Consider the following 15,593-nt stretch of genomic DNA (forward strand, 5'->3'; position numbering starts at 1 on the left):
ACTGGGCCAGATCCTGTCGGGGCTGGAGCACGCCACGGGCGACCAGGCGGTGTTCAATGCGGCCGCGGTGGCGTGGAACGAGGAGTTGGACGGTTCATATGCCTATTCCAGCAACCCTGCCAATACCGGAATTGCGATTACAGATGGTTGGGGGGAGGTCACCGGCGTCACCTTGCTACTGACATCCGGTGACGACGCTATATCCGTCACGGCGCCAGAGGCCAAGTTCAAGTCCACGGACTACAACGACACCATTCTGGCGCCCACTCCAGGCTTGCTGTCTTCTTCCGAGGTGATCGATGGCGCCGGGGGGATCGATGTTCTGCGGGCGACCCTGGCAGCCGGCGCTTCGGTGGCGCCTGTTCTGCGCAATGTCGAAAAGGTCTACATCACCGCAGGGGCCGGAGCTGAATTCAGTGCGGCGGGCACCACGGGCTTGGCCGAGCTGTGGATCAATGGCGCAGAGGCCTCAGCGACGTTCTCTGGATTGGCCCTGGGGACCACGGTCGGCCTCCAGAACTCCGTCGCGGGCGGCGTTTTGACCGTGAACTTCACGAATGCCTCTGGCCCAATGGATGCGTCCACCATTGTGCTGGCCGATGCCACGGGCAACGACGAAGTCATCATTGCGAATATCGAAACCCTGAGCGTGAAAAGCACGGCCGGTACGATTGCGGGCACCACGGTCAACAGCGCCCGAATCACCGCCGCCCAGGCGGAAAAAATTGTCATCTGGGGCGACCAGGCCCTGACCACCACGGTGGCTGGCGCCCGGGTGGGCGTGGTCGATGCCACGGCGCTGACAAAGGCCCTGGGCCTGACGCTCGCTGGCACCAGCGGCGTTGCCGTGGCGGTCAATGCGCAGGCCGCCCACAAGATCACCTTGGGTGACGGCGCTGACACACTGAAAATCACGGGCCTGGCAGGCGATGCGGCCAAGGACATCAACCTCGGCACATCGACCACGCTGGCTGCTTCGGCCATCGAAGTATCCGGCTTTGCCAACGGCATCGACTCGATCCAGCTGGATGCTGCCAAGGGAACGGCGAAGGCGGTACCCGGCGCTGCGGACCTCGCCAGCATCGCTGCATCGGCTTCGCTGCTAGACGGAACGGTCCTGGCCGCTACCACGGCAGGTGCCAACAAGGCCATTGCCTTCCGCTTTGGTGCGGACACCTATATCTTGGTCAATGACGCCACGGCGGCGCTGGGTGCGAATGACAGCCTCATCAAGCTGACGGGTGTGGCGGCGCTGGCCGATGCCTCCTGGACCTCGGCCTGACGGCCCGCCCAAGCCACCTTGGCCGCGCGGTGCCGCCATGCGCTGGCCTGAATTCTGAACCGCAGGGCTTCACCCCGTACTGCTCACCTGTTTGATTTTTTTGGAAGCTCTTGATGGCACAGACCTTTCTCGATGAACCCTATGTCGTCACGACGATTTTGAACCGGGTCTTCAACGACCAATCGCCTGCCCACGCGGTATACAACAACCAGGTGGCAAGGGCCACGTCGGTGGGCATCAACACTTTTGCCCTCTCTTTTGGCGCCAGCTTTACCAGCCTGACCGAGGACCAGTTGTCTACCAAGCTGCTTGGCAACCTGGGCTTGTTGCCGAATGCCGGCCTGCAGACTGCTTTGCGGGACTACCTGGTGTCCGTGGGCAAGGCCAGCGTGGGCGTCGTCGCCATGCAGCTCGGGCAGATCCTTTCGGGGCTGGAGCAGGCCACGGGTGACCAGGCAGCATTCAATGCCGCTGCCGTGGCATGGAACAAGGAGCTGGTGGATTCCTACAAATACTCCATCGACCCTTACGGCGTCATCGCAGGGCCTAACGTTCCTGTCACGGGCGTCACCCTTTCGCTGACGTCCGGCGACGATGCGATATCGCCTGCAGCGGCAGAGGCCAGGTTCAAGACAACAGCCGACAAGGACACGATCTTGGCAACCACCGCGGGCTTTCTCTCGACGGCGGATGTGATCGATGGCGCCGAGGGTCTCGATACCCTCAGGGCGAGCCTTGCAGCCGCAAGCAAGGTCACCCCTCGGTTGCGCAGCGTCGAGAAGGTTTACATCACCGCAGGCGCAGGGGCCGAATTGGGTGCCGGGGATACCGCCGGTCTGCAGGAACTGTGGGTCTATGCCGCAGAGGGTGCGGCCACATTCTCGGACGTGAAATTGGCCACCTCCGTCGGCATCCAGAACTCCGTCACGGGTGGTGTCCTGACCGTGAATTTCAGCGATGTCTCCGGCCCGATGGATTCGGCCAACATTGTGTTCGCCGATGCAGTGGGCCGTGACGAAATCGTCGTTGCCAATATTGAGCACCTGAACGTCTGGAGTAAGGCCGGCACGGTCGCCGCCACCACGGTCAACGGCGCCAAAATCAGTGCGGCCCAGGCGGAAAAAATCGTCATCCTGGGTGACCAGGCCCTGGTTAGCACCGTGACCGGTGCCAGGGTGTCCGTTGTCGACGCCTCGGCATTCAACTCGGCGCTGGACCTGGCGCTGGCCGGCACCGCAGGGGGCGTTGCCATCACCGCCAACGCCCAGGCCCGCCACAAGCTCACCCTGGGCGATGGGGCGGATACGCTGACCATCACAGGCCTGGCAGGCGCTCTGGCCAAGGACATGGACCTGGGATCGGCAGCCACTCTTGCCGCATCGGCCATCGAGGTGCGGGGCTTTTCGAGCGGCACCGATGTGATCCGGCTGCATGGCGCCTCCTCGACGGCCAAGGTAGCCCCGAGCGATGCGCAACTGGCCAGTATGGCTGCAGCAACTTCCCTGTTGGATGCCGTGTCATTGGCGGCAACCACGGCAGGCTCCAACAAGGCAATCGCCTTCCGCCATGGTGCCGATACCTACATTTTCGTGAACGATGGCGTCGCAGCATTGGGCGTCAATGACAGCCTGGTCAAGCTCACCGGCGTGGACGCGCTGGCCGATGCGTCATGGTCCATTGCGTGACAAGCAGTCCTTCAACCGAACAGCGAAACCACCCATGCCTGCACAAGTATCCGGTATCCATGCAGACCTCTCGATGCTGCATCGGGCGATTTCCAACGAGTCGCGCACTTACGAGATCTACACCAACCAGTTGGCCGCCATTCCCTCGATAGGTATCAACGAACTGGCGCGACAGTACAGCGCCAGCCATGGGGGTATGTCCGAGGACGCATTGTCTACCATGGTGCTGACCAATCTTGGCTTGTTGCCCAATGCAGATCTGCAAGTGGCGTTGAAGGACTACCTGATCGCCATCGGCAAGATCAATGTCGGAACGGTTGCATTGCAACTGGGCCAGATACTGTCGGGGCTTGAAAACGCCACCGGTGACCTTGCCATCTACTCGGCTGCCGCAGTGCGTTGGAACAATGAGGTGACCGCCTCGCATGCCTATTCCAGCAACCCTGCAAACGGAATGGGACCTATAGGAAATCCCTACTTCAATGTGGGTACAGGGACCACGCTGACATTGACCAGCAGCGTGGATGTCCTGAGCGGCACCTTGTATGACGACGTTTTTCTGGCTCCTGCACCTGGGCTGCTGGGCTCTCCGGACATACTCAACGGTGGGGGGGATGGCGGACGCGGGGACATCCTCATGGCCACGCTGGGTGGGGGTGAGGCCGTGGCGCCCAAGCTCTATGGCATTGAAAGGGTCATCATCACCGCAGGCGAATCCGCCCAGTTCAGTTCTGCCAATGCGACCGACATCAGGATGTTGTGGGGGGATGGGGCTACGCGCCCAGCCACGTTTGCAGACGTCAGCCTGAACACCACCGTGGGCGTGCGGAACTCCCTGTCCGGCGGACCGCTCACCGTGAAGTTCGCGGGCGCCTCCGGCACCCTGGACTCCGCCAGCATCGTGTTGGCCGATGCGACGGGACTCGACGAGGTGATCGCGCCGGGCATCGAGCTACTGTCGGTCCGTAGCTCTGCCGGCAATGTGGCAACCACCACCAACAACACCGCCAGGATCACGGCTGATGCTGCCGAGGAAATACGGATCTGGGGTGACCAGGCGCTGACCACCACCGTGACCGGCGTCCATGTAGAGGTCATCAATGCAACCGGGCTGACAGGGGCCCTGGACTTGGCATTCAACACCACGGGAAGCACGCCGGTTGGCATCATCGGTGGCACAGCGGGCGACCGGATCAACGTCAACGAGGCTTCTGGTGGCAGAGTGGCCATTGATGCGGGTGCTGGTGACGATACCGTCATTGTCGGAGCCGCCAATGCCCACGAGGTCACCCTGGGCCGTGGAAGCGATACGTTGACGATCGCGGGTTTGGCGGGCGCCACCGCCCGCGATCTGGACACCAGTTCGGACGCTGCGCTGGGCCGGTCGTTCATTCGTGTGACGGATTTCGAAAGCGGGGTCGATCTAATCCGTCTGTTCGGTTCTGACTCGACGGCCAAGGCAGCCCCTGCTCCTGCGCAACTGGCCGGCATTGCGGCGGCGTCCTCGCTGCTGGACGCAACGGCCCTGGCAGCCGCCACGGCAGGTGCCAACAAGGCCATCGCTTTCCGCTACGGTGCCGACACTTACATCCTGGTGAACGATGGCGCCGCTGCGCTGGGTGCCAATGACAGCCTGGTCAAGCTCACAGGCGTGGCCACGTTGGCCGATGCTTCATGGACCTTGGCCTGATCGGGTGCCAAAGGGCTTCGGCTGCGCAACGCGATCTTTTGTGCCTGGGTTGCCGGCTTTTCTCGCTGTTCCAGCCCTGACCCTGTGAGCGGAGGCAGCTTTGGTTTCAAAAAGTTTCTTTTTGACCGCTGCGACACCTTGCTGTCGGGGCGCACCTTAGGCTCACAAAGCTCACCACAACACCACGGGAGGAATGGATGCCTGTCCAAGTTTCCGGCACGTATGCCGACGTCACCATGCTCAACCGGGCGTTCAACGACCAGTCCCCTTCGCACAATGTCTATGTCAACCAGGTGGCGGCGGTCGAGCCCATCGGCATCACGGCCTTTGCCCAGCGGTTCGGCGCCGGCTTTACCGGGCTGACCGAGGATGCGCTGTCCACTAAGCTGTTGATGAACCTGGGCGTGCTGCCCAATGCGGGCTTGCAGACCGCCTTGCGGGACTATCTTGTGTCTGTCGGCAAGGCCAATGTGGGCATCGTGGCCCTTCAACTGGGGCAAATCCTTTCGGGGCTTGAAAACGCCACCGGTGATCTGTCCGTCTATGCAGCAGCGGCGGTGCAGTGGAACAGTGAAGTCACTGCATCCCATGCCTATTCCATCAACCCGAACAACACTGGAATACCAACTTATGGATGGGGCCCCGGCGTTGGCGTCACTCTGTTACTGACAGCCGGTGACGACGCCGTATCGCCTTCGGCTGCACAGGCCAAGTTCAAGACAACTGCCAACCAGGACACCATTTTGGCTACCACTGCCGGTCTGCTGTCCACTGCTGACGCCATTGATGGCGCTGGAGGGGTGGATACGCTCAGGGCCACGCTGGCCGCGAATGCGACGGTTGCACCCACACTGCAGAGTGTCGAAAAGGTGTTCATTCAGGCCGGGGCTCACTCGACGTTCATGGCGTCCAGTGCGACTGGCCTCACGGAGCTGTGGCGAGAGTCCGCGGCAGGTCCGGCCGAGTTTCGTGGAGTGGATCTTGCTACCACTGTCGGTATCCGCGATTCCGGCAGTGGTGGCGCACTGACGGTGGTTTTTGCGGGAACCAGCGGCGGCGCAGACACTGCGAACCTGGTGCTCTTCAGGGCTGCTGGCAATGATGAGGTGGTCGTGGACTCGGTTGAGCACTTGAACGTCAGGAGCCAGGGGTTCAGTTCGACGGACGGAGCCGCCAATACCGCCAGGATCACCGCCAACGCGGCCGAAAAGATCGTGCTCACCGGCGAACAGACCTTGAAGACTACCGTGGTGGGCGCCCAGGTCTCGGTGATCGATGCCTCTGCGCTGACCGGCGCGCTGTCGCTGGCGTTTGCCACCACGCAGAGTGCGGTGACCATCACCGGCGGCGGAGGAGCAGATACCTTCGTCATCAACGACGCTTCTGGTGCCCAGGTGATCGTTGCGACGGGCGAGGGTGATGACACGATCACCATCGGTGCCGGCAACGCCCACAGCATCACCCTGGGCGGCGGCGCCGATACGCTGAACCTCACCGGCCTGGCGGGTGCCGCCGCCAAGGATCTGGACATCAGTTTCTCCGCCGGGCTTGGCGGGTCAGCCATCGTATTGACCGACTTCGTGAGCGGGACCGACAGGCTGGTGTTGGCGGCCACAACGGCGACCGCCAAGGCTGTGCCTACCGGCCTGCAACTGGCTGGCATTTCCGATGCATCGTCCCTGCTGGACGCCACGGCCCTGGCAGCCACCACGGCGGGCGCCAACAAGGCCATTGCCTTCCGTTATGGTGCCGACACCTACATCCTGGTGAATGACAGCGTGGCTGCGCTGGGTGTGAACGACAGCCTGGTCAAGCTCAGCGGTGTATCCGCACTGGCGGATGCTTCTTGGATCGTTGCTTGACGTTTGGCCTCTGGTGCTGGTAGTTGCTGTGTGCCTTGTTTGAAGGCGGAGGCCGGGATGTGCGCCCGGCGGCGCAGTAACTTTCTCTTGCGAAGCAAAGAAAGGTACCTCGGCTGCCGGGCCGAGACCCGGCTTCCGCCCTCAACCAAGGCACGCAGCAACCACGCAGCAACTTTGCAGAAAGCTCAGAACGGATAGTGCCGCGCCGTAGTCTGCACCGTGATCCAGCGCAACTCCGTGAACTCCCGCACCCCGGCCATCCCCCCAAACCGCCCCCACCCCGAATTCTTCACCCCGCCAAACGGCATCTGCCCCTCGTCGTGCACGGTAGGTCCGTTGACATGGCAGATCCCCGACTCGATGCGCGCAGCCACGTTCCAGGCACGGGCCACATCGCGGCCGAAGACGGCGGCGGACAGGCCGAACTCGTTGTCGTTGGCACAGGCAACCGCTTCCTCGACCCCGTTCACGCGCACGATGGGCTTGAGCGGGCCAAAGGACTCCTCGCGGTAGATGTCCATCGCGGGCGTCACGTGGTCCAGGATGGTGGCAGCCATCAGCGTGTTCTCGCTCTTGCCACCGCAGACCAGCTTGGCACCCTTGGCCAGGGCGTCGTCGATCAGCGCGTTGCAGCGCTGCACGGTGGCCATGTCCACCACCGAGCCGAGCACCACCGGGCCCTTGCGCGGGTCGCCCAGCGGCAGCGCCTGGGCGCGCGCTGCGAAACGGGCCACGAAGTCGTTGGCGATGGAGGCGTCCACCACGATGCGCTCGGTGGACATGCAGATCTGGCCCGAGTTGGCGAACGAGCCGAAGATGGCGGCATCCACGGCCGCATCCACGTCGGCATCGTCCAGCACCACCAGCGGCGCCTTGCCGCCGAGCTCCAGCACCGTGGGCTTGAGGTACTTGGCGCAGGTCTGCGCGACGATGCGGCCGACCTTGGTCGAGCCCGTGAAGTTCACGCGGCGCACGGCCGGGTGGGCCACGATGGCCTCGACCACGGCGCCGGCATCGGCCGGTGCATTGGTCACGAAATTCACCACGCCCGGGGGCAGGCCGGCCTCCTGCAGGGCCTCGATGATCAGGCCGTGCGTGGCGGGGCTCAGCTCCGATCCCTTGAGGATCACCGTGTTGCCGCAGGCCAGCGGCGTGGCGATGGCGCGCACGCCGAGGATGATGGGCGCGTTCCACGGTGCGATGCCCAGCACCACGCCCGCGGCCTGGCGCACGCCCATGGCCAGGCTGCCGGGCACGTCGGACGGGATCACCTCGCCGGCGATCTGCGTGGTCAGGGCCGCGGCCTCCTGCAGCAGGCCGGCGGCCAGGTGCACGTTGAAGCCGGCCCACAGGCCCGAGGCGCCGGTCTCTGCCGCCATGGCGGCGGCAAAGGCCTCGCCCTTGGCTTCGAGCGCATGCGCGGCCTTGAGCAGCAGCGCACGGCGCGCATTGGGCCCCAGGGCCGACCAGGCCGGGAAGGCCTTGGCGGCGGCGTCGGCGGCGGCCTTGGCATCGGCCACCGTGGCGGCAGGCGCGGTGGTGGCCACGGAGCCGTCGAGCGGGTTGCGGCGCTCGAAGGTGGCGCCGCCTGCGGCCTGCACGCGCTCGCCGTTGATCAGCATGGAAATGGCAGTCATGGAATGTCTCCTGGATGAATAGGAAGGAAAAGTCGGATGGGGATGGGGGGCGGGATGTTCAGGCAACGCCCAGGTAGGCCTGGCGCACGGCGTCGGACTGCAGCAGCGCGGCGGCATCGCCCGAGGCCACAATGCGCCCGCGCTCCAGCACATAGCCGCGCTGCGCCACCTGCAGCGCCTTGCGCACGTTCTGCTCCACCATCAGCACCGTGACGCCCTGCGCGGCGATGCGCTGCACGATGGTCAGCAGCTCGTCCACCATGCGCGGTGCCAGGCCCAGCGAGGGCTCGTCCAGCATCAACAGGCGCGGCCCGCTCATCATGGCGCGGGCCACGGCCACCATCTGCTGCTCGCCGCCGCTCATGGTGCCGGCCAGTTGCTGGGCACGCTCCTTGAGGCGCGGAAAGTCCTCGAAGGCCTGGGCCAGGCGCCCGGCGCGCACCCGCGAGGGCAACAGCCAGCCGCCGAGCTCCAGGTTCTCGGTCACCGTCATCTGCGGGAACAGCTGGCGGCCCTCGGCCACCAGGGCCAGGCCGCGCTGCACGCAGGCGGTCGCATTGAGGGCCGGCACGGCCTGGCCGTCGAGCTGCACCGTGCCCTGGCGCGGCAGCAGGCCGGCCAGGGCCTTGAGCAGCGTGGTCTTGCCGGCGCCGTTGGGGCCGACGATCACCGTGATGCCGGGCTGGGCCTCGAGCGACAGGTCCTGCAGCACCTGAAAGCCGTTGTAGCCCGTGACCAGCCCTTGTACCGTGAGGTGTGCGCCGCTCATGCCGTGGCTCCTTCGGGTGTTGCCTGGGTGCCCATCTCATCGCCCAGGTAGGCCTCGATCACCTCCGGGTTGCGCACCACCTCGGCGGGTGTGCCATCGGCGATCTTGCGGCCCTGGTGCAGCACCAGCACGCGCTCCACGTACTTGAGCAGCGTGGTCACCGCATGCTCGATCCACACCACCGTGAGGCCCCAGTCATCGCGCAGGCGGCGGATGCGCTGGGCCATGGCATCGACCTCGGCCTCGGTCAGGCCGGCGGCCACCTCGTCGAGCAGCAAGAGGCGCGGGCGCGTCCCCAGGGCCATGCCGATCTCCAGCAGGCGCTGCTGCGAGGGCGTCACATCGGCCGCGGGCCGCTCGGCCAGGGCCGACAGGCCCAGCATGGCCAGGATCTCGTCCTCGCTGCGCAGGCCCACGGGGCCCTGGCGGTGGCGGCCCGCGAACTGCATGCCGAAGCGCACGTTGTCGCGCACCGTCATGTCCGGGAACACGCGCGGCGTCTGGAAGGTGCGCGCGATGCCATGGGCCGCATAGTGGTGCGGCCCCTTGCCGGTCAGGTTGTCGGCACCGCAGTGCAGCGTGCCCGAGGTCGGTGGCTGCACGCCCGAGATGGCGTTGAAATACGTGGTCTTGCCCGCGCCGTTGGGGCCGATGATGCCGATGAGCTCGCCTGCGTGCAGCGTGGCGCTCACGCCGTCCACGGCGGTCAGCCCGCCAAAGCGCACGGTCACGCTGTCGATGGTCAGCAGGGCTTCAGACATGGCCGGCCTCCGCTGCAGGCGTGGCCGCCCGCTTGCGCTGCCACAGCGTGGCCAGCCCGTTGGGCAGGTACATCACGCACAGGATCAGCAGCAGGCCCAGCACCATCATGTAGCCATAGGGCAGCTGCAGGCGCAGCGTCTCGGCCAGCAGGCTGAAGACGATGGCCGCGAGCACCGGCCCGCCGATGCTGGCCGCGCCGCCGATCAGCGCGATCAGCACCGTCTGGAAGCCGATGAAGGGGCTGAACACGGCGGCCGGCTCGATGTAGGTCCAGCGCACGGCCATGGCCGCGCCCACGGCGCCTGCAAACGCGGCCGTGATGCCGAAGCCCGCGATCTTGGCCAGGCGCGTGTCCACGCCCAGAGTCTGCGCACGCTGCTCGTCGGCACCGATGCCCGAGAGCGCCAGGCCGAAGCGGCTGCGCTGGATGGCGATGGCCGTGGCAATGGCGGCCGCCGCGATCAGCAGCACCGTGAGGTACACCGTCTCGTTGCTGGGCACCACTGTGAGCACACGGCCCACGGTGCCCGAGACCTGCTTTTCGACAAAGGTCATTGCGCGGCGGATCAGCTCCGTCATGCCGAAGGTCAGCACCGCAAAGTAGGTGCCGCGCAGGTGCAGCACCGCCGCACCCATGACCACGGCCACCACGGCGGCGATCAGCGCGCCGGCCACGATCACCAGCGGCCAGGGCAGCACTTCCAGCAGCGTGGCGCTGGCATAGGCCCCGATGCCGAAGAAGGCCGATGTGGCCAGCGAGAGGTAGCGCGTGGCGCCGCAGAACAGCGACCAGCTGGTGGCCAGCGCGATGTACATCAGGCAGCTGAGCAGCACCGAGGCCACGAACTCGGACACCAGCCAGGGCAGGGTGCCGACCACGGCCGTTCCCATGGCGAGCGCCAGCCAGGGCTTGTTGGAATGCAGAGATTTCATTTTTTGGAGAAGAGTCCGTTGGGGCGCCAGATCAGCACGCCGATGAACACCGCATAGCTCAGCAGCATCTTGAGAGACGGGCTGCTGAAGTGCATGCCCAGGGCCTCGACCACACCCAGCAGCAGGCCGCCGGCCAGGCTGCCCGCCAGGCTGCCGAAGCCGCCCAGCGTGATCACGATCAGCGCCGTCACGGTATAGGGCTCGCCCATCGAGGGAGAGATCTCGTAGGTCATCGACAGCAGGGCCCCCGCCACGCCCGACAGGCCCAGGCCAATGCCGAACATCATGGGGTGCAGGCGCCGGGTGTTGATGCCCACCAGCTGCGCGCCCGTGGGCGACTGCATCAGCGCCCGCACGGCCTTGCCCAGCAAGGTCAGCTTGAGCAGTGCGATCAGTGCGGCCGACAGGGCCAGCGCCACGCCGAACAGCACCAGCTTGTTCTCGGTGAAGCGCATGCCCGCCACTTGCACCGGGTCGGCCAGATACTCGTAGCCGCGCAGGTCGCCGCCCCAGATGAGCAGGGCGGTGTTCTGCACCAGGAACATCAGGCCGAAGCCCACCATCAGGCTGCGCGCCTCGAACACGTCCACGTTCGGCGCGCGCGCCGCAAGGCGCTTGAAGCACAGCGCATGCACCGCCACCCCCAGCACGAACAGCGCGATGAAGGCGATGGGCATCAGCAGCAGCGGCGACCAGCCCCAGGCGGTGTGCGCCCACCAGGTGATGAAGGCGCCGAGCATCAGAAACTCGCCATGCGAGATGTTCATGATGCGCATCAGCCCATACTGCAGGTTCAGGCCCATGGCCACCAGCGCATAGATGCCGCCGGTAATGAGGCCACTGGCGACCAGTTCGGCCCAGGAGGTCAGGGACATTCCGTGTTACTTCCAGGCAGGCTTGTTGGTGTTCAATTGCGCCGTGGCGCGGTCCTTGGGCCAGACCACTTCGAAGTCGCTGCCCTGCCACTGGCTCACGGTGCCGGGGATGGAGGCGTTCTCGCTGCCTGCAAAGCGGATGCCGCCCAGGATGGTCTTGAACTCGTTCTTGGCGATGTGCTCGCGCAGCGCCTTGCGGTCCAGGCCCACCTTCTCCACCGCCTGCTGCAGGATCTGCAGGCCTGCCCAGGCATGGCCGCTGGCCCAGCGGTCGGGCTCCTTGTTGAACTTCTTCACGTGGGCGTCGAAATAGGCCTTGGCCTCGGGGCTGGTCTTCACGCTCCACGAGCCCATGCCGATCACGCCCTCGGTGTTGGCCTGCATCACGTTCTTGTACAGCTGGAAGGCCGTGCCCACCGAGGCGTAGAAGAACTTGGGGTTCAGCCCCACCTCGCGCGCCTGGCGGCTGGCCAGGATGGTGTCGGGCGGGTAGGTGATGCCGATGAAGGCGTCGGGGTTCTGGTCCTTGATGCCGCGCAGCACGGGCGCCAGGTCCTTCACGCCCAGCGGGTAGCTCTTGCGTTCCACCACCTGGATGCTGGTCTTCTTGAGTGCGTTGTTCAGCGCCGCGAAGTTTTCGAGGCCAAACAGGTCGTCCATGTAGACGATGGCCACCGACTTGACGCCGTTGGCCACCAGCATGTCCACCAGCGCGCCCATCATCTTGTCGGGCTGCTGCAGCAGGGAGAAGAAGTAGGGCAGGTTCATGTCGATCAGCTTGCGCGACAGCGCCGTGGGCGCCAGCAGCGGGTAGCCGAAGCGGTTGGCCAGCGGTGCGATGGCGAAGTTGGCGCCCGAGCCCCAGGGCGGCAGGATCAAATCCACCTTGTCGCTGCCCATGAGCTTCTCGAAGGTGCGCACACAGGTCTCGGTCTCGCTGCGGTCGTCGTAGCCGATGAGCTCGATGGGGCGCTTGGCGCCCTTGATGGTCAGGCCGCCCGCCGCGTTCACCTGCTCGGCCCAGAGCAGGTAGTTGGGCTCCTGGCTGACCTGCGCGCCCGCCGCCCAGGGGCCCGTGCGGGCGATGGCGTAGCCCACGCGCACAGGGCCGGACTGGGCCAGCAGGTGGGGGGCGACCGACATGGCGCCCACCGTGGCGGCCATGCCCTTGATCCATTGGCGTTTGGATTGTTGAACCATTTTTCTGTCTCCTCGGATGGGCGGCCCGCGCAGCGCAGGCCGTTGACCGATCGTAGGCAGGGGCGCCCGGGCCTGCTGTGCTGAGCGTGCACAAAACGCTGGTCCCAGCGTGCACGGCGCAGCGGGTTTACCCGGATTTCCGTGCTGCGCCGGGGAATAGGGCTGCGCCGGATAATCCGGGACATACCGGCGGCGCCAGCCGCTGTACTGGAGACACCATGGCCCACCCCCTGACCGAGGTATCCACCGATACCGTGGCACCGCGCGACCGCCTGCACCTGTGGGGCGACGCGGTGTGGCGGCTCATCGGCGGGCTGGAGTCCGATGCCTTCGGCGACGAGGCCTTCGCGGGCCACATCACCTCGGGGCAGGCCGGCTACGTCAACCTGTGCCAGCTCGACGTGAGCCGCCATCGCGTGGTGCGTACCCCCAGCCTGATCCGCGGCAGCGACCGGGCCTACATCAAGGTGGTGGCACAACTCGAAGGGCGTGCCTGCTTCGAGCAGAACGGCCGCCAGCTCTGGCTGTCCCCGGGCGAATGGAGCGTGTACGACACCACGCGCGCCTACGCGGTGAGCAACCCCGAGGCCGTGCGCCAGATGGTGCTGATGATCCCCAAGGAGCAGATGCCCGAGCGCCGGCTGCGGCTCGACGACCTCATGGTGCAGCGCTTCTCGGGCACCAGCGGCGTTTCGCGCCTGGCCTGGGACACGATGCGCGCTGCCTTCACCGAGTTGCCCACCATGTCCGACGCGGCGGCCGACGGCGTGGCCGACGTCATCACGCACCTGGTGCAGCTGTCGCTGCTGGAGCGCAACGGCCAGCACAGCGCCGTGTCGCAGCGCGAGGCCCTGCGCGACCGCATCGGCCAGTACATCGACCGCCACCTGGCCGACCCGGACCTCACCATCGACCGCATCGCCCAGGCGCTCAACTGCAGCCGCCGCCACCTGTACAACGCCATGACCGACGATGGCGACACCCTGGCCGCCACCATCCAGCAGCGCCGCCTCGAAGCCTGCCTGCGCGAGTTGCGCCACCCCGGGCATGCGCACCGCTCGGTGACGGACATCGCCATCTCCTGGGGCTTTCGCAACAGCGGCCATTTCAGCCGGGTGTTCAAGGCCCACACGGGCTGCAGCCCGAGCGAGTACCGGGCGCGGGCATCGCTGCCGGCGCCCGAACTGCAGGCGCATTGAAGAGACCGTTCCCTGCCGGGCAGAGGACATCGTGCACTGCAGCAATTCTTTACATGGGGTTGACGCGTTGGCTAACTTTGCGAAGGGTGGGGTCCGCACAATATGGCCATCAACCCGGAGCCAACCCATTCCATGCGCCCTTCCTCCCCGCGTTCCCTGAGCCGCCTGCCCCCCTGCCGCCATGCCCTGCGCTGGCCGGTACTGGCCCTGGCTGCGGCCCTGGCCGGCTGCGCCAGCATGGCCCCGCAGGACGCGCGCCTGCCCGACACCCCTGTGCCCACCACCTGGTCCGCCGGCACCACGGCCGCCCCCGGCAGCACGGCCACCTCGCTCGCCCAGTGGTGGCAGCGCCTGGGCGATGCCCAGCTGACCGCGCTGGTCGAGCAGGCCCTGGCGGCCAACACCAGCGTGCGCACGGCCCAGGCCGCGCTGCGGCAGGCCCGCGCCCAGGTGGATGTGCAGGCTGCCGGCCTGGCGCCCCAGGTGGGTGCCTCGGCCTCGGCGCAGCGCAGCCGCTCGGGCAACAGCGGCACGGGCAACAATTTCCAGCTGGGCTTCGACGCGAGCTGGGAGCCCGATGTGTTCGGCCGCGTGCGCGCCGGGGTCAACGCCAGCGAAGCCGATGCCCGCGCCGCCGAGGCCAGCCTGGCCGACGTGCAGGTGTCGCTGGCCGCCGAGGTGGCCGTGAACTACATCGAGCTGCGCAGCCTGCAGCAGCGCCTGGTGATCGCGCGCAGCAACCTGGCCAGCCAGGGCGAGACGCTGCAGATCACGCAGTGGCGCCTGCAGGCCGGCCTCACCACCTCGCTCGTGGCCGAGCAGGCGCGTGCGGCGTCCGAGCAGACCGCTGCCCAGATCCCCGCGCTCGAAGCCAGCCTGGCCCAGTCGCGCCACAGCCTGGCCGTGCTGACCGGGCAGGCGCCGGCCGCGCTCGATGCGCAACTGGCGGCCAGCGCCGCCGTGCCCCAGCCCGGCGATGAACTGGCCATGGCGATACCTGCCGAAACCCTGCGCCGGCGCCCCGACGTGCGCGCGGCCGAGCAGCGCATCACCGCGGCGCTGGCCCGCGTCTCGCAGGCCGATGCGGCGCGCTACCCGGACTTCGGCATCAGCGGCTCGGTGGGCCTGCGCGCCCTGACGCTGGGAGCGCTCAGCGGCGGCAGCGCCGTGGCCGCATCGCTGCTGGGCAGCGTCTCGGTGCCGCTGCTCGATGGCGGTGCCGCGCGCGCCCAGGTGCGGGCGCAGGAGGCCGGCCTGGAGCAGGCGCGCATCGCCTACCAGGCGGCCGTGCTCACGGCGCTCAAGGACGTGGAAGACGCACTCGTTTCCCTGCGCGGCAACCGCGAGCGCCTGGTGCGCCTGCGCTCCGCCGCCGATGCCGCGGGCAATGCCGAACTGCTCGCGCGCCAGCGCTACAGCAGCGGGCTGATCGACTTCCAGGCGGTGCTGGAGACCCAGCGCACGCTGCTGTCCACGCAGGAGGGCGTGGCCACCACGGTGGCCAGCCTGTCCGCCGACCATGTGCGCCTGTACAAGGCGCTCGGCGGCGGCTGGCAGCCCTGACTGAGCCCTTATTCCATCCACAGCCACCTGGAGGTCGCGGCGCACACGGCGCACGGACACCTGGCAGCCAAAGGCCATCGACCCCGCGCACGGCCCGTGCGCGGGCGTTGTCGCCCCTCATTTCCTGTCTTTTCCC

The 15,593-nt window shown here is 66.6% G+C and carries 12 protein-coding genes; 6 read left to right on the forward strand and 6 right to left on the reverse strand.

What is annotated here, in order from left to right:
• The 4 genes from PMI14_RS22140 to PMI14_RS22155 all read left to right on the forward strand — a co-directional run.
• Positions 1–1,282, forward strand: a 1,282-nt coding sequence (locus tag PMI14_RS22140; protein ID WP_035205103.1) for a bluetail domain-containing putative surface protein, incomplete at its 5' end; no start/stop codon positions are given.
• Positions 1,283–1,395: 113 nt separating this feature from the next.
• Positions 1,396–2,967 carry a hypothetical protein gene (locus PMI14_RS22145; protein ID WP_007857632.1) on the forward strand — a complete coding sequence of 524 codons (1,572 nt, stop codon included), beginning with the start codon at positions 1,396–1,398 and terminating at the stop codon, positions 2,965–2,967.
• A gap of 34 nt (positions 2,968–3,001) precedes the next feature.
• On the forward strand, positions 3,002–4,657 hold the full coding sequence (locus PMI14_RS22150) for a bluetail domain-containing putative surface protein (RefSeq protein WP_007857633.1): 1,656 nt from the start codon (positions 3,002–3,004) through the stop codon (positions 4,655–4,657).
• 197 nt (positions 4,658–4,854) lie between these two features.
• Positions 4,855–6,519: a bluetail domain-containing putative surface protein gene (locus PMI14_RS22155; RefSeq protein ID WP_007857634.1), complete on the forward strand. Its 1,665-nt coding sequence runs from the start codon at positions 4,855–4,857 to the stop codon at positions 6,517–6,519.
• 185 nt (positions 6,520–6,704) lie between these two features.
• Here PMI14_RS22155 and PMI14_RS22160 read toward each other — a convergent pair whose 3' ends face one another.
• The 6 genes from PMI14_RS22160 to PMI14_RS22185 are packed head-to-tail and all read right to left on the reverse strand — an operon-like array spanning position 6,705 to position 12,695.
• Positions 6,705–8,156, reverse strand: a complete 1,452-nt coding sequence (locus PMI14_RS22160; RefSeq protein ID WP_007857635.1) for an aldehyde dehydrogenase — start codon at positions 8,154–8,156, stop codon at positions 6,705–6,707.
• Between the two features lie 58 nt (positions 8,157–8,214).
• Entirely contained in the window at positions 8,215–8,925 is a 711-nt protein-coding gene (locus tag PMI14_RS22165) for an ABC transporter ATP-binding protein (RefSeq protein ID WP_007857636.1), read from the reverse strand.
• Positions 8,922–9,686, reverse strand: coding sequence for an ABC transporter ATP-binding protein (locus tag PMI14_RS22170; protein ID WP_007857637.1), 765 nt, complete (start codon positions 9,684–9,686; stop codon positions 8,922–8,924). The genes PMI14_RS22165 and PMI14_RS22170 overlap by 4 nt, the downstream gene beginning before the upstream one ends.
• The gene (locus tag PMI14_RS22175) at positions 9,679–10,620 is read right to left on the reverse strand and encodes a branched-chain amino acid ABC transporter permease (RefSeq protein ID WP_007857638.1); all 942 of its coding nucleotides are present in this window, start codon (positions 10,618–10,620) and stop codon (positions 9,679–9,681) included. Before PMI14_RS22175 ends, PMI14_RS22170 begins: the two co-directional genes overlap by 8 nt.
• Positions 10,617–11,495 carry a branched-chain amino acid ABC transporter permease gene (locus tag PMI14_RS22180; protein WP_007857639.1) on the reverse strand — a complete coding sequence of 293 codons (879 nt, stop codon included), beginning with the start codon at positions 11,493–11,495 and terminating at the stop codon, positions 10,617–10,619. Before PMI14_RS22180 ends, PMI14_RS22175 begins: the two co-directional genes overlap by 4 nt.
• Positions 11,496–11,501: 6 nt before the next feature.
• Entirely contained in the window at positions 11,502–12,695 is a 1,194-nt protein-coding gene (locus PMI14_RS22185; RefSeq protein ID WP_007857640.1) for an amino acid ABC transporter substrate-binding protein, read from the reverse strand.
• 218 nt (positions 12,696–12,913) lie between these two features.
• On the opposite strand from PMI14_RS22185, the gene PMI14_RS22190 reads away from it, so the two are divergent.
• Both PMI14_RS22190 and PMI14_RS22195 read left to right on the forward strand, forming a co-directional pair.
• Positions 12,914–13,894, forward strand: a complete 981-nt coding sequence (locus PMI14_RS22190) for a helix-turn-helix domain-containing protein (protein ID WP_007857641.1) — start codon at positions 12,914–12,916, stop codon at positions 13,892–13,894.
• 132 nt (positions 13,895–14,026) lie between these two features.
• The gene (locus tag PMI14_RS22195; RefSeq protein WP_007857642.1) at positions 14,027–15,457 is read left to right on the forward strand and encodes an efflux transporter outer membrane subunit; all 1,431 of its coding nucleotides are present in this window, start codon (positions 14,027–14,029) and stop codon (positions 15,455–15,457) included.
• Positions 15,458–15,593: the final 136 nt, after the last annotated feature.

The organism is Acidovorax sp. CF316 (assembly GCF_000276605.1).
Lineage (GTDB): Bacteria > Pseudomonadota > Gammaproteobacteria > Burkholderiales > Burkholderiaceae_C > Acidovorax.